The organism is Paracoccus contaminans, assembly GCF_002105555.1.
Taxonomy (GTDB): Bacteria; Pseudomonadota; Alphaproteobacteria; order Rhodobacterales; family Rhodobacteraceae; genus Paracoccus; species Paracoccus contaminans.
In genome coordinates this window covers 1,417,583-1,435,880 of sequence record NZ_CP020612.1, presented here as the reverse complement: position 1 = coordinate 1,435,880, position 18,298 = coordinate 1,417,583, and the positions used below count along the sequence as shown (strand labels likewise).

The 18,298-nt window shown below is 69.0% G+C and carries 16 protein-coding genes; 5 read left to right on the top strand and 11 right to left on the bottom strand.

Features of this window, described 5'->3' with window-relative positions; genetic code table 11:
* Positions 1 to 2: 2 nt before the first annotated feature.
* The 5 genes from nusA to B0A89_RS06670 form a co-directional block, all read right to left on the bottom strand.
* Entirely contained in the window at positions 3 to 1,682 is a 1,680-nt protein-coding gene (gene nusA, locus B0A89_RS06690; protein WP_085377478.1) for a transcription termination factor NusA, read from the bottom strand.
* A 2-nt stretch (positions 1,683 to 1,684) separates the two neighbouring features.
* On the bottom strand, positions 1,685 to 2,344 hold the full coding sequence (gene rimP, locus B0A89_RS06685) for a ribosome maturation factor RimP (protein ID WP_085377477.1): 660 nt from the start codon (positions 2,342 to 2,344) through the stop codon (positions 1,685 to 1,687).
* A gap of 207 nt (positions 2,345 to 2,551) precedes the next feature.
* The gene (locus B0A89_RS06680; protein ID WP_085377476.1) at positions 2,552 to 3,937 is read right to left on the bottom strand and encodes an AI-2E family transporter; all 1,386 of its coding nucleotides are present in this window, start codon (positions 3,935 to 3,937) and stop codon (positions 2,552 to 2,554) included.
* A 123-nt stretch (positions 3,938 to 4,060) separates the two neighbouring features.
* Entirely contained in the window at positions 4,061 to 5,341 is a 1,281-nt protein-coding gene (locus B0A89_RS06675) for a saccharopine dehydrogenase family protein (RefSeq protein ID WP_085377475.1), read from the bottom strand.
* A 14-nt stretch (positions 5,342 to 5,355) separates the two neighbouring features.
* Entirely contained in the window at positions 5,356 to 6,456 is a 1,101-nt protein-coding gene (locus B0A89_RS06670) for a carboxynorspermidine decarboxylase (RefSeq protein WP_085378791.1), read from the bottom strand.
* Positions 6,457 to 6,656: 200 nt separating this feature from the next.
* On the opposite strand from B0A89_RS06670, the gene grxC reads away from it, so the two are divergent.
* From grxC to B0A89_RS06655, 3 genes are read left to right on the top strand one after another with little or no spacing between them, the layout of a single operon-like run.
* A complete protein-coding gene (gene grxC / locus B0A89_RS06665) occupies positions 6,657 to 6,917 on the top strand; it encodes a glutaredoxin 3 (protein ID WP_085377474.1) in 261 nt (86 codons plus the stop codon).
* Between the two features lie 8 nt (positions 6,918 to 6,925).
* Positions 6,926 to 7,765: a carbon-nitrogen hydrolase family protein gene (locus B0A89_RS06660; protein ID WP_085378790.1), complete on the top strand. Its 840-nt coding sequence runs from the start codon at positions 6,926 to 6,928 to the stop codon at positions 7,763 to 7,765.
* Positions 7,762 to 8,208, top strand: a complete 447-nt coding sequence (locus B0A89_RS06655; RefSeq protein ID WP_085377473.1) for a MarR family winged helix-turn-helix transcriptional regulator — start codon at positions 7,762 to 7,764, stop codon at positions 8,206 to 8,208. The genes B0A89_RS06660 and B0A89_RS06655 overlap by 4 nt, the downstream gene beginning before the upstream one ends.
* Here the strand turns inward: B0A89_RS06655 and ubiG are convergent.
* On the bottom strand, positions 8,205 to 8,972 hold the full coding sequence (ubiG, locus tag B0A89_RS06650; protein WP_085377472.1) for a bifunctional 2-polyprenyl-6-hydroxyphenol methylase/3-demethylubiquinol 3-O-methyltransferase UbiG: 768 nt from the start codon (positions 8,970 to 8,972) through the stop codon (positions 8,205 to 8,207). The two genes, B0A89_RS06655 and ubiG, sit on opposite strands and share 4 nt — an antisense overlap.
* A gap of 55 nt (positions 8,973 to 9,027) precedes the next feature.
* On the opposite strand from ubiG, the gene pip reads away from it, so the two are divergent.
* A complete protein-coding gene (gene pip / locus B0A89_RS06645; protein ID WP_085377471.1) occupies positions 9,028 to 10,002 on the top strand; it encodes a prolyl aminopeptidase in 975 nt (324 codons plus the stop codon).
* A 112-nt stretch (positions 10,003 to 10,114) separates the two neighbouring features.
* Here the strand turns inward: pip and der are convergent, their stop codons facing one another.
* Genes der through B0A89_RS06630 form a run of 3 tightly spaced genes read right to left on the bottom strand, consistent with a single transcriptional unit; the run spans position 10,115 to position 13,706 of the window.
* On the bottom strand, positions 10,115 to 11,614 hold the full coding sequence (gene der, locus B0A89_RS06640; RefSeq protein WP_085377470.1) for a ribosome biogenesis GTPase Der: 1,500 nt from the start codon (positions 11,612 to 11,614) through the stop codon (positions 10,115 to 10,117).
* The gene (locus B0A89_RS06635; protein ID WP_085377469.1) at positions 11,611 to 12,942 is read right to left on the bottom strand and encodes a PQQ-like beta-propeller repeat protein; all 1,332 of its coding nucleotides are present in this window, start codon (positions 12,940 to 12,942) and stop codon (positions 11,611 to 11,613) included. The genes der and B0A89_RS06635 overlap by 4 nt, the downstream gene beginning before the upstream one ends.
* Before the next feature lie 35 nt (positions 12,943 to 12,977).
* Positions 12,978 to 13,706 (bottom strand): tetratricopeptide repeat protein, encoded by a 729-nt coding sequence (locus B0A89_RS06630; RefSeq protein ID WP_085378789.1) that lies wholly within the window; start codon positions 13,704 to 13,706, stop codon positions 12,978 to 12,980.
* Positions 13,707 to 13,866: 160 nt separating this feature from the next.
* Between B0A89_RS06630 and B0A89_RS06625 the strand changes: the two genes are divergently transcribed.
* Entirely contained in the window at positions 13,867 to 14,466 is a 600-nt protein-coding gene (locus tag B0A89_RS06625; protein WP_085377468.1) for a superoxide dismutase, read from the top strand.
* Between the two features lie 301 nt (positions 14,467 to 14,767).
* Here B0A89_RS06625 and B0A89_RS06620 read toward each other — a convergent pair whose 3' ends face one another.
* Together B0A89_RS06620 and B0A89_RS06615 are read right to left on the bottom strand one after the other, a co-directional pair.
* On the bottom strand, positions 14,768 to 15,301 hold the full coding sequence (locus tag B0A89_RS06620; protein ID WP_085377467.1) for a sarcosine oxidase subunit gamma: 534 nt from the start codon (positions 15,299 to 15,301) through the stop codon (positions 14,768 to 14,770).
* On the bottom strand, positions 15,294 to 18,224 hold the full coding sequence (locus B0A89_RS06615; protein ID WP_085377466.1) for a sarcosine oxidase subunit alpha family protein: 2,931 nt from the start codon (positions 18,222 to 18,224) through the stop codon (positions 15,294 to 15,296). Before B0A89_RS06615 ends, B0A89_RS06620 begins: the two co-directional genes overlap by 8 nt.
* Positions 18,225 to 18,298 lie beyond the last annotated feature (74 nt).

Here is an 18,298-nt window from a genome sequence, read left to right as displayed (position 1 = left end):
CGTTACACCCCGGCCTCCTCGGTCGGGGCGGCTTCGTCCTCGGGCGCGGGGTGCAGCTCGTCGGGATCGACCCAGCCCAGCATGACGCGCGCGGTCATCACCATGTCCTGCGCCTGTTCCAGCGTGATGCCGAAGGGTTCGAGCAGGCCGTCATCCTTGACGCGCTGGCCGTCCTGGGTCGTCCAGCCGCCCGCCAGTTCCCAATCGGCGCAGGTGGCGAAATCCTCGAGCGTCCTGACGCCGTCCTTGGCCAGCGCCTCGACCATCTGGGCGGTCAGGCCCTCGAACTCGATCAGGCTGTCCTCGGCACCCAGGGCGCGCGCATTCTCAAGCGCGGCGCGGGCCGCGGCCTCGATATGGTCGCGGGCGCGGGCCTGCAGCTCCTCGGCCGTGCCCTCGTCCACGCCCTCGATCGCCAGCAGCTCGTCAAGGTCGACATAGGCGACCTCCTCAAGATTGGTGAAGCCCTCGGCAACCAGCAGCTGGGCAAAGAACTCGTCCAGATCCAGCGTGTCCATGAACAGCTGGGTGCGGGTGTTGAACTCGGCCTGGCGGCGCTTGGATTCCTCTTCTTCCGTCAGGATATCGATGTCGAGGCCGGTCAGCTGGCTGGCCAGCCGCACGTTCTGCCCGCGCCGGCCGATTGCCAGGGACAGCTGTTCCTCGGGCACGACAACCTCGATGCGGTTGGCGCCTTCCTCGTCGATGACGACCTTGGCGACCTCGGCCGGCTGCAGCGCGTTCACCAGGAAGGTGGCCTGATCCTCGGACCAGGGGATGATGTCGATCTTTTCGCCCTGCAATTCGCCCACCACGGCCTGCACGCGGCTGCCGCGCATGCCCACGCAGGCGCCGACCGGGTCGATCGAGCTGTCATAGGAAATCACCGCGATCTTGGCGCGCGATCCCGGATCACGGGCGCAGGCCTTGATCTCGATCACGCCGTCATAGATTTCCGGCACTTCCATCTTGAACAGCTCGGCCATGAACTGCGGATCGGTGCGCGACAGGAAGATCTGCGGGCCGCGCGCCTCGCGGCGCACGTCCTTGACATAGGCGCGGATACGGTCGTTGGGCCGATAGCTTTCGCGGCCGATCTTTTCGTTACGGCGCAGGATCGCCTCGCCCCGGCCGATATCGACGATGATGTTGCCGTATTCCTCGCGCTTGACGATGCCGTTGATGATCGTGCCGGCACGGTCGCGGAACTCTTCATACTGGCGGTCGCGCTCGGCCTCGCGCACGCGCTGCAGGATCACCTGCTTGGCCGACTGGGCGGCGATCCGCCCCAGCTCGACCGGCGGAACGGTTTCCTCGAACACGTCGCCCGGCTGGGGGCCGCCGGCGAAATCCTCGATCCGTTCGCCGCCGCGGCTCCAGAACCTGGCAGGGTCGCGCGATTTCTCGAAATAGGGGCGCGCCTGGTCCGGGGTGAACTGGGCCTGATAGTTTTCCAGCTCCGCCTCGTCCACGACGGTGCGCACACGGGTAAAGACCGCATTGCCCGTCTTGCGGTCGATCACCACGCGGATGTCCATTTCCGAGCCATAGCGCGACTTGGCTGCACGGGCGAGGCTGTCCTCCATCGCCTCGATCACCAGACCGGGGTCGATCATCTTTTCCCGCGCGACCGCCTCGGCGGTCTGCAACAGCTCAAGCTGGTTGGCAGAGGTGATGGCCATAATCACTCCTTGTCGTCGTCGGCGTCGTCATCGTCGCCGGAATAGGTCACGATCTCGTCGAACTGGTCGTCATCGGCGGCGCCGGCCCCGCGCCTGTCGCCGATGCCCGCGCCTGCCTCGGCGCCGGGCGGCAGGGTGCCGGCCTCCTTGCGTTCCTTGAGCATCAGGGCGATCAGCTCATCCGTCAGCAGCAGCTTGGCATCGGACAGCAGGTCGAAATTGAGCCCGATGGTCACGGTCTCGCCCCGCTCCTCGATGTTCAGCAACACCTCGCTGCCGTCAACGCCCGCCAGCACCCCCTTGAAGCGCTTGCGCCCGTCGATGGGCTGGCTGGTTTCCAGCCGCGCGTCATACCCCTCGAAGGTGGCGAAATCCTTGAGCCGCGTCAGCGGCCGGTCGATGCCGGGGCTGGACACCTCGAGATGGTAGGCGTCCTCGAGCGGGTCCTCGACATCCAGCACCGCACTGACCGCGACAGAGATGGCGCCGCAGTCATCGACATTGATGCCGCCCTCAGGCCGGTCAGCCATGATCTGCAGCGTCGCTGTCTTGCCCCCCTGCAGGCGCAGGCGGACGAGTTCATAGCCCAAGCCCTCGATCACCGGCTGGATGATCTCGGCCAGGCGGCGGTCTATGGCGGTTTTGGCGATAAGGTCGGTCATTGTCCGATCCCAGAAATGAAAAACGGGCCGTCAGCGGCCCGTGCGTCGATCCGGTGGGACAGGGGGTGGAAGCCTGCGCCGCATTGACCTTCATATAGGGTGGCCGGGCTGGCAGCGCAAGGAAAAAGCGGCGGGCCTGAGGGAGGGGCCGCGGCCCGCGCGCAAAGGGGCGGCCCGCAGGGTGCGCCTCTTCCTTTCAGGGTGATGTCACGAGGCGGGCTGGGGCGCCTTGTCCTGATCCCCGTCCTCATCCTCGGCAATGGCAGGGGGATCCTCGCCGGCCAGGAAGTTGCCGAATTTTTCAAGGCCCGGGATGTGATCGGCCAGAACCCGGATCACCACCAGCATCGGCACCGCAACGACCATGCCCAGCACCGACCACAGCCAGGCCCACAAGGCCACGGTGAGGAACACCACCACCGTATTCAGTTGCAACCGGCGCGAGACGAAATAGGGCGTGATGAACTGTCCCTCGATGGCGGTCAGGCCGAAATACACCCCCCCGACCATCAGCGCCCACCACACGTCGTCGAACACGACCAGCCCCACCACGAACGCGCCGACATAGCCGATCGCCGCCCCGATATAGGGCACATAGTTCAGCAGCGCCGCCGCGATGCCCCACAGCAGCGGCGAGGGCATCCCCAGCGCCCACATCGCCAGCCCCGAGGCCACGCCCAGCCCCACATTGATGATGGTGATGGCACCCAGATAGTTGCCCAGGCTGTTCTCGATCTCGCGCAGGGCCTCATAGGCGGTGCGCTTTTCCTTGAGGGCGCCAAAGCTCTGGACGATCCGCAGGTAAAGCAGATCCCCCGAGGCCAGCAGGAAGAACAGGAAGATCAGGGTGAAGAACAGCTGGCTCACGATGGCCGGACCCATGCTGACCAGCATTTCGGTGACCTGGCTTCCCTGCTGCGGGGCGGTCACCTCGACCTTGAGCTGGCCGGGCGCCGCGGCGGTGGCCTCGACTGTCGGCGCGGGGACGGTCGCGGGCAGCGAGACGGGCGCCCCCAGCCGATCCTCGGGCCGGGTGATGTCCGGGCCGGAGGGGCCGGCGACCGAGGGGGGCGTTCCGGCCGGCGGCGTGATGGCGGTGCTGGTCGCAACCGATTGCCCCGCAGGGTCGGTCGCCACGGTCGTCACCGTCGCCGCGCCCCCGCCAGAACCCGCCAGTTCCTCGATCCCCTTGGCGGCGCGCTCGATTCCGCGGAAGTTCTGGCGGAAATCTTCGTATTTGGCCTTCAGCTTGCGGCTGATCTGGGGCGCGTCCTGGATCAGCTGGCCGGCCGGACCCGAGGCGAACCAGCCCAGGATCGCGATGCCCGCGACGATGCCCAGGACGACGATCCCGGCGGTCGCGCCCGGCGGCACCCCGCGGCGCGTCATCCAGCGCCGGAACGGGACAAAGACGAAGAACAGCAGGATGCCCAGACAGACCGGCATCAGGAAGGCCCGCGCCGTCGCCAGCATCTGGAAGGCCAGGATGATGAAGATGCCGATGATCGCCCAGTTCGCGACCGAAAGGGGCGGCCGGCCCTCGGCCGGAACCGAGGGGAACATGTGCCGGCCAGAGGGCTGACGATCCATCATGCGTGCCTTTCCTGTGCTTCGCAGACACCGGCTGCATCATCAGCGGCGCCGTGGAACGGCAAAGCAAAGGATTGGTTCCCGGCTTTTGCAGGGCAGGCCCCGGCCTGCCCGGCCGGCGCCCCGTCAGGCGGAACGATCCGGGTCAGCCGCGGCCGCAGACGGGCCGGACGCAGCCTCGATCGGCCGGTCGCCCTGCGCGTCGATGATGCGCGAGGGCAGCCCCATCCGGCCCAGCAGTTCAAGGAAGGGGCGCGCGGGCAGTTCCTCGACATTGGCCATGCGCCGCACGTCCCAGGGGCCGCGGGCGATCAGGATCGCCGCCGCGACCGGCGGCACCCCGGCGGTATAGCTGATGCCCTGGCTGCCGACCTCGGCATAGGCGTCGCCGTGGTCGGCCACGTTATAGACGAACACCTCGCCCGGCTGGCCGTCGCGGATGCCCTTGACCAGATCCCCGATGCAGGTCTTTCCCGTGTAATCGGGCGCCAGCGAGGCCGGGTCGGGCAGGACCGCCTTGACCAGCTTCAGCGGCACGACCTCCTGCCCCTCGGCGGTGCGCACGGGCTGTTCGGACAACAGGCCAAGATTCTTCAGCACCGTGAAAACATTGATGTAATGGGCGCCAAAGCCCATCCAGAACCGCACATCCGCCTGCGGATAGCGGGCCGACAGGGAATGCACCTCGTCATGGCCCGACAGATAGGCCGTCTGCCGGCCGACCACCGGCAGGTCCCATTCGCGGCCCACCTCGAACATCGCATTCTCGCGCCATTCGCCGCCCTGCCAGGAATAGACGGTGCCGGTAAACTCGCGAAAGTTGATCTCGGGGTCAAAGTTTGTGGCGAAATACCGCCCGTGCGATCCCGCATTGATGTCCACGATGTCGATCGAGGTGATCTCGTCGAAATATTCGTCCTCGGCCAGCCGCGCATAGGCGTTCACGACGCCCGGATCAAAGCCCGCGCCCAGGATGGCGGTGATCCCCGCCTTTTCAACGGCCTCGCGCCGCTTCCATTCGTAATTGCCATACCAGGGCGGCGTTTCGCAGACCTTGGCCGGATCCTCGTGAATGGCGGTATCGACATAGGCGGCGCCCGCGTCGATGCAGCCTTCCAGCACGCTCATGTTGATGAAGGCGCTGCCGACATTGATGACGATCCGCGCGCCGGTGCGCCTGATGAGATCGGCCACCGCCGCGCTGTCCATCGCGTCCAGCGAATGGGTGGTGATGGTCAGCCCGGCATGCCCCTTGTCCCGGATCGTGCCGACGATGGCGTCCGCCCGTGCCTGGGTGCGGCTGGCGATGTGGATGTCGCCGAACTCGGCCGCCCATTGGGCGACCTTGTGGGCCGTGACCTGCGCCACCCCGCCGGCGCCGATGATCAGGACATTGGGCTTTTCCAAGACAGCAGGCTCCTTCAGGACAGGGAATCGCGATAGTCTTCGTATCCGAAGCGGCGGACGGTCGTGATGGTCCCGTCCGCTTCGCGGATGCAGATGGCCGGCATGGCGACGCCGTTGAACCAGTTCTTCTTGACCATGGTATAGCCGGCCGCGTCCCCGATGCTGATCCGGTCCCCTGCCCTCAGCGGCGCCGCAAACCGCCCCTCGCCAAAGATGTCGCCGGCCAGGCAGGACTTGCCCGCGATCTGCCAGGCATGCTCCCCGTCCTGCGGCAGCCGGGCGCTTTCACGATAGATCAGCAGGTCCAGCATGTGCGCCTCGATGCTGCTGTCGACCACGGCCACGTCCTTGCCGTTGTGCAGCGTATCCAGCACCGTGACCTCAAGCGTCGTGGTGCCGGTGATGCTGGCCTCGCCCGGCTCCAGATAGACCTGCACGCCGAAGCGGTCGGCAAAGGCCCGCAGGCGGTCGGCCAGCGCATCCAGCGGATAGCCCTCGCCGGTGAAATGGATGCCCCCGCCCAGCGATATCCAGTCGAGCTTTTCCAGAAAGCCCCCGAATTCGGCCTCGATCCGGTCGAGCTGGCCTGCGAACAGGTCAAAGTCGCGGTTCTCGCAATTGTAATGGATCATCACCCCGCTGATGCGGCCCAAAGCCGCCTCCAGCCGCGCCATGTCCCATTCCCCCAGGCGCGAGAAAGGCCGCGCCGGATCGGCAAGGTCGAATCCGCTGGTCGAAAAGCGCGGGTTCAGCCGCAGCCCCCGTGCGATCCCGCCGCAGCGATCGGCAAATCGGTCCAGCTGGCCGAGGCTGTTGAAGATGATCTTGTCGGCGTAACCCACCGCCTCGTCGATCTCATGCTCGGCCCAGGCGACGGAATAGGCATGGGTTTCGCCGCCGAACTTTTCGCGCCCCAGCCGCAGTTCATACAGGGATGACGAGGTGGTGCCGTCCATGAACTGCGCCATCTGGTCGAACACGCCCCAGGTGGCAAAGCATTTCAGCGCCAGCAGGGTCTTTGCCCCGGACCGCTGCCGCAGCCGCGCCATCTTGTCCATGTTTTCCTGCAACCGGGCGCGGTCGATCAGGTAGAACGGCGTCTGGGGTTGGGTCATGACGCAGAAGCCTCGGGCGAAAAAGGAAAGCCGGAACATAGGATCGCCCGCCAAGGCTGGCAAGCATATGCGTCAGCAGGGTGACAGCCGCGCCCTCATCGCGCCTGTGGCGGCGGGTTGCGGGGGCCGGCGCGGGGCGGGGCACTGGAACTGCGCCGCCGCGCACCCCATTGTTCCCCTGCATCAAACAGGAGCCTTCTATGACCGCCCGCGTCGAAGTCTATGCCACCCAGAGCTGCCCCTATTGCCAGCGCGCCCGCGCCCTGCTGTCCCGCAAGGGGGTCGATTACGAACTGATCGACGTGGGCCAGCATCCCGAAAAGCGCGCCGAGATGACCCAGCGCGCAAGCGGGCGCCGCACGGTTCCGCAGATCTTCATCGACGGCGTGGGGATCGGCGGGTCCGACGACATCCATGCGCTGGACCAGCAGGGCAGGCTCGACGCGATGCTGGGCCTGTGAACGGGACGCTGCGCGCCGCGCTGGTGCAGCTGAGCGTGGGGGACGACCCCGCGGCGAACCTGGCCGTGACGCGCAGCCTGGTGCGCGAGGCCGCGGCAGCGGGCGCGCGGCTGGTGCTGACCCCCGAGGCGACGAACCTGCTGACCCCTGATCGCGCGCGTCAGGCCGCGCTGCTGCGCCCCGAGGCCGAGGACGAGACGCTTGCCGCCCTGCGGGGCGAGGCGGCGCGGCTGGGCATATGGCTGTCCATCGGCTCGTTGTCCCTGCGCGCGGACGAGCCGGCCGAGGCGCGATTCGTGAACCGCAGCCTGCTGGTCGCGCCCGACGGGCGCATCGCCGCGCGCTATGACAAGATCCACATGCTCGATGTCACCATCTCGGCCAGCGAATCCTATCGGGAAAGCGCCGCCTTCCGCCCCGGCAACCGCGCCGTCCTTGCCCCCGGCCCCGTGCCGATCGGCATGACGATCTGCTATGACCTGCGCTTTCCCCATCTCTACCGCAGGCTCGCCAAGGCAGGCGCGCGCATCCTGACCGTGCCCGCCGCCTTCAACGACACCACAGGGGCGGCGCATTGGCAGGTGCTGCTGCGCGCCCGCGCGATCGAGACGGGGAGCTTTGTCCTTGCCGCCGCCCAGTGCGGCACCCATCCCGCCCCCCATTCGCCCGGCTGCCCGCCCCGCCGCAGCCATGGCCATTCGCTGGCCGTCGCCCCCTGGGGCGAGGTGCTGGCGGATGGCGGGACAGGGCCGGGGGTCACGCTGGTCGATCTTGACCTTGCCGCCGTCGATGACGCGCGCCGGCGCATCCCCGCCTGGCGGCACGATCCGGTGATCTGGGGACCATGACCGACGAGACGACCCGCGCCCTGGCGGCCAGCCTCTTTGCCGAGCTGATCGTCGGCGAGCAGCTGACCAGCCGGCTGGTCACGCGCAGCCTGCCGGGCGGGATGCAGCTGTCGCATTTCTCGGTGCTGAACCTGCTGGCCCATCTGAACGAGGAGCGCACCCCCGCCCAGCTTGCCGAGGCGTTCCACGTCCGGCGCAGCGCGATGACCAACACCCTGTCGCGGCTGGAATGGGCCGGGCAGGTCCATATCCGCCCTGACTGGGACGATGCGCGGCGCAAATGGGTGGCGATCAGCCCCGCCGGTCGCGCGGCGCGCGATGCGGCGCTGGCGGCCTTCCTGCCGCGCCTCACCGCGATCGTGCGCGATCTGGGCACAAGCGAGGTGCGCCGCGTCCTGCCCGTCCTGCGGCGCCTGCGCGAACATCTCGAGGATGCCAGCTAGCCGGCCGCGCCCATGCCCGGCCCGCGCACAGCCGTCATCAGATAGTTGACCGACAGATCGCGCGCCGACAGCGACCACCCCCAGGCGAGGGGGTTGAACACCATGCCCGCGCTGTCCACGACGCCAAGGCCCGCAGCCTGCAACATCGCGGCCAGCTCGTCCGGGCGGATAAAGCGCCGCCAGTCATGGGTGCCGCGCGGCAGCCAGCGCATCACCCATTCCGCCCCCAGGATGGCGGCGGCAAAGCTCTGCGGCGTGCGGTTCAGGGTCGAGGCGACCAGCAGCCCGCCCGGCCGCAACAGGCGCGCGCAGGTGGCGATGAAATCCGCCGGATCGGCGACATGTTCGACGATCTCCAGCGCCAGGACGACATCGAACCGCTCGCCGCCCGCCAGCAGCGCCTCGGCGGTGGTGGCGCGATAGTCGATGTCCAGCCCCGATTGCGCGGCATGGATGCGGGCGACGGCGATGTTGCCCTCGGCCGCGTCGGCGCCCGTCACGCCGGCGCCAAGGCGCGCCATCGGCTCGGCCACCAGCCCGCCGCCGCAGCCGATGTCCAGCAGCCGCAGCCCCTCGAAGGGCCGCAGGCTCCTGCGGTCGCGCCCGAACTCGGCCGCGATCTGGGCGGCGATATAGTCCAGCCGCACCGGGTTGAGCATGTGCAGCGGCCTGAACTTGCCCGCGGGGTCCCACCACTCGGCGGCCATCGCCTGGAACTTTGCAACCTCGGCATCGTCGATGCTGCTGCGCGGCGGCTGGGTCATGGCGGGAATCCTCGGGTGGTTGGCTAGGGGACGCGCTTGCCTCTATAGTGCCGACATGGACCGCACGGCAGCGCAAAACACCGCGTCATCGTCCCTTGGCCGGCTTTATCCGCCGATCGAGCCATTCGACAGGCGGCGGCTGGACCGGGGTGACGGCCACAACCTTTATGTCGAACAATGCGGCAACCCGCATGGCCGGCCCGTCATCGTCCTGCATGGCGGGCCGGGGGGCGGGTGCAGCCCGATGATGCGGCGCTTCTTCGATCCCGGCCACTGGCGCATCGTGCTGTTCGACCAGCGCGGCTGCGGCTGGTCCACCCCGCAGGCCAGCGTCGAGCGCAACACCACCGCCGATCTGGTCGGCGACATCCGCGCGATCGCGGCCGCGCTGGATCTGGAACCGGCGGTGCTGTTCGGCGGCAGCTGGGGTGCCACGCTGGCGCTGGCCTTTGCCCAGGCCCATCCCCATGCGGTCAGCGCCCTGGTCCTGCGGGGCGTGTTCCTGGGCCGCCAGGCCGAGCTTGACTGGTTCTATGGCGGCGGCGCCGGACGGTTCTGGCCTGACCTCTGGGCGCGCTTCATCGGCCCCATCCCCCTGGCCGAGCGGGGCGATCTGATCGCCGCCTATCACCGGCGGCTGTTTTCGGGCGACCGCGCGGCCGAGCTGCGGCATGCGCAGGACTGGATGGCTTGGGAAAACGCGCTGGCCGGAATGGACACGATGTCGTCGGGAACGGCGCCGCCCGATTACGCCCGAGCGTTCTCGCGGCTTGAAAACCACTATTTCACCAACAGCTGCTTTCTGAAGGAAGGCCAGCTTCTGCGCGAGCGCCACCGGATCGAGCATCTGCCCGCGGTCATCGTGCAGGGCCGCTATGACATGGTCTGCCCGCCGATCAGCGCCTGGGATCTGGCGCAGGGCTGGGCGCGCGCCGATCTGCGGATCGTCCCCGCATCGGGCCACGCCCTGACCGAGCCGCGCATAACCACCGAACTGGTGCGGGCGATGCAGGAAATGGCCGCGGGCTGAGGCGCATTCTTCTGCACGGAAATATCCCGGGGTCCGGGGCAGAGCCCCGGTCGGGCCGCGCGGCCCTGCCGCCCTGCCTTTCGCAGGCCGCGTCACCGCGCCGCCGGCAGCCCTAGCCGCTCTCCGGGCCCTGCGCGCCCTTGGGGCGCTGGCGGGCCTTGTGCTTGGCCAGCGCGCCGGTGGGCCGCTTGTTGGAACGGTCCTTGTAGGGGTTCTTCTCGCCCTGGTCGCGGAAGGTCAGCCGGATCGGCGTGCCCGGCATGTCGAAATCCACGCGCAGCCCGTTGACGAGATAGCGGCGATAGCTTTCCGGGATCTGGTCGGTATGGGTGGCCATGACCACGAATCCCGGCGGCCGCGTCTTGACCTGGGTCATATAGCGCAGGCGGATCCGCCGCCCGCCGGGCGCGGGGGGCGGATGCGCCTCGGTCATCGCGGTCAGCCACTGGTTCAGCCGCGCGGTGCCGATCCGGCGGTTCCAGACCTCATGGGCCTTGAGGATGGCGTTATGCAGCCGGTCCAGCCCCTTGCCGGTCCGCGCCGAAACAGTGACCAGCGGCGCGCCCTTGAGCTGCGGCAGCAGCCGCTCGAACGCCTCGCGCAACTCGTTCAGCTTGTGGGGCTTGTCTTCCTCAAGATCCCACTTGTTCGCGGCGACGACCACGGCGCGACCTTCGGTTTCGGCGAAATCGGCGATGCGCAGATCCTGCTGTTCGAACGGGATCGCCACGTCCAGCAGGACCACCACCACCTCGGCGAAACGCACCGCGCGCAGGCCGTCGGCGACGGAAAGCTTTTCCACCTTGTCGCTGATGCGCGCCTTTTTCCGCATCCCGGCGGTATCGAAGATGCGCACCGGGGTGCCCATGAAATCGCTGCGCACGGAAATCGAATCGCGGGTGATCCCGGCCTCGGGTCCGGTCAGCAGGCGGTCCTCGCCGATGATCTTGTTGATCAGCGTGGACTTGCCGGCGTTCGGGCGGCCGATGACGGCGACCTGCAACGGCCGGGCGGCGGACGGGCGCCAGTCCTCGGCGCCCTCGCCCGACTCGGCCTGCTCATCCGTCAGGGCAATGTCGGTTTCCGGCGTGACGGGCGCGGGGCGCTCGGCCTCGACGATCTCGGCCAGGGGTTTGAGGGCGCGGTAGATGTCCTCCATCCCCTCGCCATGCTCGGCGGAAATGCGCAGCGGCTCGCCCAGGCCCAGCGACCAGCCTTCGGATGCGCCCGCCTCGCCGGCGTGCCCTTCGGCCTTGTTCGCGGCCAGGACGACATGGCGCGCGCGCCTGCGCAGGATGTCGGCGAAATATTCGTCTGCGGCCGTCACCCCGGCGCGGGCGTCGATGACGAACAGGCAGATGTCGGCCTCGTCCACCGCGCGTTCGGTCAGGCGGCGCATCCGGCCCTGCAGGCTGTCATCCTCGACCATCTCGAGGCCCGCCGAATCGATCACGACAAAGCGCAGATCGCCCAGCCGGGCGTCGCCCTCGCGCAGATCGCGAGTCACGCCGGGCTGGTCATCGACCAGCGCCAGCCGCTTGCCGACCAGACGGTTGAACAGGGTGGACTTGCCGACATTCGGACGCCCGACGATGGCGAGTGTAAAGCTCATCGGAAGGCGTTCAGCCGGCCGTCGCGGCCGACGACATACAGCGTTCCGCCCGACACCACGGGCGCGCTGGCGGCCCCGCCGGGGATCGCCGCCTGCGCCACCAGCGCGCCCGATCGGGGGTCGAAGGCCCGCAGCAGGCCATCGGTCGAGGCGATGAACAGCCGCCCCCCCGCAAGGACCGGGCCGTAATGAACGGTGATGTCGTCCTGCTTCTTGACGCGGTCGGTGGTGTAAAGCGGCAGCTTGATCGCAAAGATGCGCCCGCCGGTCGCCGCATCCAGCCGCACCAGCTGGGCCTGGTCATTGACCGCAAAGGCCGATCCCCCGGCCAGCAGAACGGGGCTGTTCGCCCCGTCCCTGTCGCTCCACAGCTCGGCCCCTGTCGCGCGGTCAAAGGCATAGATGCGCCCCGAGGACGATCCGGCAAGAACCACATTGCCCGCGATGACCGGATCGCCCGTCATGTCGCGGATGAAGGCGATCGCCCGGCCGCGGCGGGTGCCGGCGACCTGCGCGCTCCACCGCTCCAGCCCGGTTGCCGCATCGACGGCCAGCAGCTGGCCCGAGGCGAAGGGGAACACGACCAGATCGCCGTCCGCCGCCGGGGCCGAAACGCCCGTGACGCCCGATTGCGCGGCGATGCCCGATACGGTCCACAGGACCTTGCCATCCGCCGCCCGGACCGCCCATCCGGTCGCATCACGCGCCGCCACATAGACGGTGCCGTTCTGCACGGTCGGCGCGCCGCCGACCAGCGCATCCACCCGCTGGCGCCACAGCACCGCGCCGCTGGCGCCGTCCAGCGCGACCAGCTCGCCATAGCCCGTCGTGACAAAGATCCGCCCGCCCTCATAGGCGATGCCCCCGCCCGAGGCGCTGTCCCCTGCCTCGGTCGCGGGGGTCAGGTCGCGCGACCAGGCAGTGCCCCCCGACAACGCGGTGGCGACCACCCGTTCATGGCTGTCCAGCGTGAAAATGCGCCCCCCCGCCACGACCGGATCGGCGGTGATGCGGTGGCGCCGTTCGTCGGGCGCGCCGATGGGCGCCGACCAGATGCGCTGCGTCCCCGCGCCCAGCGCCGCATGCGGGATCAGATGGGCCGCATTGGCCGCGCGGGTGGTCCATTCCACCGAGCGCGGGGCGGGCAGGTTCAGCGCCGTCGAACGGACCGCCGGTCCCTCCTCGACCGCCGGTCCCTCGGCCGAGACGACCGCCCGCGGGTCCAGCCTTGCGCCGGGAAGGATCTTCGCGCGTTCGGTGCAGGCGCCCAGCGCCGTGACCCCGGCGGTCAGGGCGATCAGGGGCAGCATCGCGGTCAGTCGGGACATCGCAGGCTCCGGCATGGGAACGGCAGGGGGTCGGCTCAGCGCCGCGGGGCGGGGCTGACGACCTCGGGCGAACGGGTCGGGTCGGGGGCGAGCTGGGCAGAGGGCTCGGGCTCCGGCTCGACGCCCAGGGTGATGAGCAGTTCGGACAGGCGGCGGCGCTGGGCCTGGCTCAGCCCGTCCTTCTGCTGGATCTGGCGGATCAGCGTCACCGCATCCTCGTCCCGGCCCGCATCCACCAACGCCAGCGCCTTCAGTTCAAGCGCGACCATCTCGAAGGGCGCGCCGGGTGTGGACAGCCCGGCCAGGGCGCCGTCGCGCGCCGCTGCATCCATGCTCCGGCCCTGCGCCATGACCGAGCGCAGAAGGGCCAGATCGCGCATCACGGGATCGCCAGCCGCCGCCGCGGCGGCGGCGTCATAGCGCTGCGCCGCGCCTGCCATGTCGCCCGCCTCTGCCATCGCATTGCCGGCCAGCAGGTTGCGCAGCGCGGCCTGCGCCTGCTGGGGGGCCTGCACGGCCGACAGCGCGGCAGCGCGCGCGGCGGCATCGCCCTGCGTGGCTTCGGCCGCCAGGATCGCATCGCCGAAACGCCGGGCGGCCGTCTCGCGCCGGCTTGCGTCCCATTCCCGCCAGCCGGCATAGCCGACCGCCAGCACGATGGCCGCCAGCGCGATCCAGCCATAGCGCCTGAGGACCCGGAACACCCGCTCGCGGCGCAGATCGTCCGTCACCTCGTCGATGAAGCTGTCGTTGCGGTTGGCCATGCCCATTCCCTGCGGTCTCTGGCGTCTTTCTATACGCGCCCCGCCGGGATTGCCAACGGCTGTGCGGAACCGCGCCCGGACAGGCCGCGTTACCGATCAGGAAACGTCTGCAAGTCATTGCAGGCGCGACATCCCCTGCCTTGTTCGAAAGGAACGCGAGATGGCCTTTACCCTGCCCGATCTGCCTTATGCCCATGATGCGCTTGCCGCGGGGGGCATGTCGCGCGAGACGCTGGAATATCACCACGACAAGCACCACAAGGCCTATGTGGACAAGCTGAACGAGCTGATCGCCGGGACCGAGTGGGAAGGCAAGTCGCTGGAAGACATCGTCCGCGGCACCTATCAGGAAGGCGCCGTGGCGCAGAACGGCATCTTCAACAATGCCAGCCAGCATTGGAACCACACCCAGTTCTGGGAAATGATGGCGCCCAAATCGCCCGCCATGCCGTCCGAGCTGGAAGCCGCCATCAAGGACAGCTTCGGTTCGGTCGAGGATTTCAAGAAGAAGTTCACCGAGGCCGGCGTCGGCCAGTTCGGTTCGGGCTGGGCCTGGCTGGTCAAGACCGCCGGCGGCGGGCTGGAGATCACCAAGACGGAAAACGGCGTGAACCCGCTGTGCAAGGGCCAGACCGCACTGCTGGGCTGCGATGTGTGGGAACACAGCTATTACATCGACTTCCGCAACGCCCGGCCGAAATATCTGGAAAACTTCCTGAGCAACCTGGTGAACTGGGAAAACGTCGCCGCGCGGATGTGATCCGCATCCCGCAGGCCAAGGGCCCGCGCCGGCATGTCCGGGGCGGGCTTTTCCATGCCGCAGGCTGCCCCTTGCACCGGGCGGCGCCGTAAGGCGCCGGATCGCTCGCAAAAGCCTGCACGAAAGCAGGGGCGGGCACAGCCAGGGTATCCTGCCGCTGATCGCGCCCCGCGTGATCCGGGCCTGCCCCGCCTTTGTCATCGCGCCCTTGCGCATGGGCCGCCGGTCGGGGTGCGGCCCATCGCATGCCGCTGTCGCTGTTCGCCGGGATGCGGGTCGCAGAGCTGGGCGCCGGCCGGGCCTAGCGGGGGTCCAGGTCGGTTCCGGGCGCCGCTGCCAGCGTCAGGATGTCGCGCAGATAATCGGCAACGGCCCGGAACGCGATGATCCGATAACCCGTCCCGCTGCGCCACAGGGCGCAGGCGATCTGCGCCGCGCGCGTGCGCCGCACGCCATCGGGCGGCAGCGCGCCCGGATCGACCGGGCAAAGCTTGGCGATCACCTGCCCCGGCTTGCGCCCGGTGATGTCGTAAACGCAGCGCATGTCGCTGACATCCATGACCAGCGCGTGATGCCCCTCGAGCGACTGCGACAGCGCCGCGACCGCCCCGGCCAGCTCGGCATGGGGCAGCATCAGCAGCAGCTCGTCCGGCGACATCCAGCCCAGCCAGTGCGCCCCCGCCGCCGTCCAGCGGCCCGGTGCCGGCAGCGCCAGCCCCGCCCCGGCGGCAACCGCCGCGCCCGAGCGGTCCAGCCGGGCGCGGATCAGCACCATGCCCATGCCGTTCACGGGGGTGATCTCGGCCAGCGGGGTCATGTCGATGGTCTCAGACATTCGCCTTGGCCCCTTCCTTGTCGTAGAACACCGGATCGACGATCCGCGCCTTGTAGGTATCGCCCGGCACCGGGAACTCCAGCACCTCGCCCATCCGCTCGGGGCCGTGCTGCACAAGGCCCATGGCAATCGGGGCCTTCAGCGTCGGCGACCAGTAGGTCGAGGTGACGCGCCCCTGCGTGTTGCGCTGGCTGTTGGCGTTCACGCCCTTTGCCACCGCATAGGCGCCGTCCGGCAGCACCCGCCCGTCAAGGCTTTCAAGGCCGACCAGCCGCCAGCGGTCGGGGCTGGTCATGAAGCTGCGCTCCTGCGCGCGCTTGCCGATATAGTCGGGCTTTTTCTTGCTGATCGCCCAGTTCATGCCCAGATCCTGCGGGATCACCGTGCCATCGGTTTCGTCACCGATCATGATGAAGCCCTTTTCGGCGCGCATCACGTGCATCGCCTCGGTCCCGTAGGGGGTGATGCCGAACTCGGCGCCCGCCTCGTGGATCCGTTCCCACATCTCCAGCCCGCGGTTCGCCGGCACGCAGACCTCGAACGACAGCTCGCCCGAGAAGCTGATGCGGTAGATGCGGGCCGGAATGCCGGCCAGCGTGCCCTCGGCAAAGGTCATGAAGGGCAGCGCGGCGTCGGACACGTCCATGCCGCCCAGCTTGTCCAGCACCGCCCGCGCCCTGGGGCCGACCACCGCGATCTGGGCATACTGTTCGGTGACATTGGCGGTGAAGACCTGCCAGTCCCACCATTCGCACTGAAGCCAATCCTCCATCTGCGCATGGATGCGGTCGGCGCCGCCGGTGGTGGTGTGACAGAGCCAGCTGTCCTCGGACAGCCGCACGGCCACGCCGTCATCGACGAGAAAGCCGTTCTCGGAACACATCAGCCCATAGCGGCACTTGCCCACCGGCAGGGTGGACATCATCCCGGTATACATCATGTCCAGGAAACGCCCTGCATCCGGCCCCTTGACCACGATCTTGCCCAGGGTCGATGCATCCAGCGTCCCCACCCCGCCGCGCACCGCCACAATCTCGCGGTTGACCGCGTCGCGGTGGCTTTCGGCCCCGCGCGGATAGCAATAGGGCCGCTGCCACAGCCCCACGGGTTCGAAGAACGCGCCGCGGGCGACGTGCCAGGGATGGATCGGGGTCTTGCGCAGGGGCTGGAACACGCCATCCCGCGCCTCGGCGGCGATCGTGCCCAGGGTCAGCGGCGTATAGGGCGGGCGGAAGGTCGTCGTTCCCGTCGCGGCAATCGGCTGGCCCAGCGTATCCGACAGGATCGCCAGCCCGTTGATGTTGCTGATCTTGCCCTGGTCGGTGGCCATGCCCAGCGTCGTATAGCGCTTGGCATGCTCGACCGAGTGATAGCCCTCGCGCGCGGCCAGCTCGACATCGCTGACCTTCACGTCATTCTGAAAGTCGAGCCACATCTTGTAGCGCGCCTTGCGCGTGGCCCTTGCCGGCATGACCCAGACCGGCATGATCGGCGCCTCGGGCGCATCGCCCGTCAGCTCGGCCACCTGCAGATCGCCCGCGGCCGCACCCACGGGCAGCACGTTCCCCTGCCCGTCCGCGCCGGTCGGGGGCTGCGCCGGATCGGGGACAAAGGCCGCCTGATCCTCGCGCCAGGTCAGCTTGCCGCCGCAATGGCTCCACAGATGGACAACCGGGGACCAGCCGCCCGACATGGCGATCACGTCGCAATCCACGCTTTCGCGCGAATCGCCGCTGCCGTCCTGCGCGCAGAGCGCCAGCCCGCTCACGCCCTTGCGGCCCAGCACCTTGGCAATGCCGGCATTCACCTCGACCCGGATGCCCCGCGCGCGGGCCTGACGCGGCAGCGGGCCTTCGGCCTCGGGCCGGGCGTCCAGGACGACCGGCACCTCAAGCCCCGCGTCAAGCGCCGCCAGCGCGGTGCGATAGGCGTCATCGTTATTGGTCACGACCGCGATGCGGCGGCCGGGCGCGACGGCGTAATCGACGATGTAATCGCGCACCGCCGAGGCAAGCATCACGCCCGGCACGTCATTGCCGGCAAAGCTGAGCGGGCGTTCCAGCGCCCCGGTCGCCGTCACGATGCGCCCGGCGCGGATGCGCCACAGGCGCTGGCGCGGCAGGCCCGCATTGGGATCGTGATCGGCGATCGCCTCGCGGGCCAGCAGATAGCCGTGATCGTAAAGGCCGCTCGCCATCGTGTTGCGGCGCAGCGTGACATTGGCCATGTCGCGCAGGCGCGACAGCAGCTCGTCCACCCGCGCCTGCCCGTCCGGGTGATCGACGGGGGTGCGCCCGCCCCAATGGCCGTTCTGTTCCAGCACCAGCACCCGCCGGCCCGCGGCGCCGATCTCGGCCGCCGCCGTCAGCCCCGCGATGCCGCCGCCGACGACCGCGACATCGACAAAGTCATAGGCCTGTTCGTAACGGTCCGGGTCGCGCTGGTCGGGCGCGCGTCCCAGGCCCGCGGCCCGGCGGATCACCGGCTCGAACAGGTGCTTCCACGCGGCGCGCGGATGGATGAAGGTCTTGTAGTAGAAACCGGCCGGAAAAAAGCGCCACAGCGCGTCGTTGATCGCGCCGATGTCGCGCTCGAGGCTGGGCCAGGCGTTCTGGCTGGTCGTGACCATCCCCTGCACCAGCGGGGTGGTGGTCGCGCGCTGGTTCGGCTCGAACCGGCCGGCCTGGCCGAGGCCCAGCAGCGCGTTCGGCTCCTCCGCGCCCGAGGCGATGGGGCCGCGCGGGCGATGATACTTGAAGCTGCGGCCCATCATCAGCTGGCCGCTTGCCAGCAGCGCCGAGGCGAGCGTGTCACCCGCCAGCCCCGAAAGCGGCCGCCCGTCAAAGCGGAAATCCCGCCGCGCGGCGCGGTCGATCAGGCGTCCGCCGGCGGGCAGGCGAAAGGGCGGGTTGCGGGTCGTCATCGGCTGCTGCTCCTTCTGGGGCGGCCGGCAAGAGGAACGGTCCGGGGCAGCCGAACCGCGGCGTGCCGGGCGCG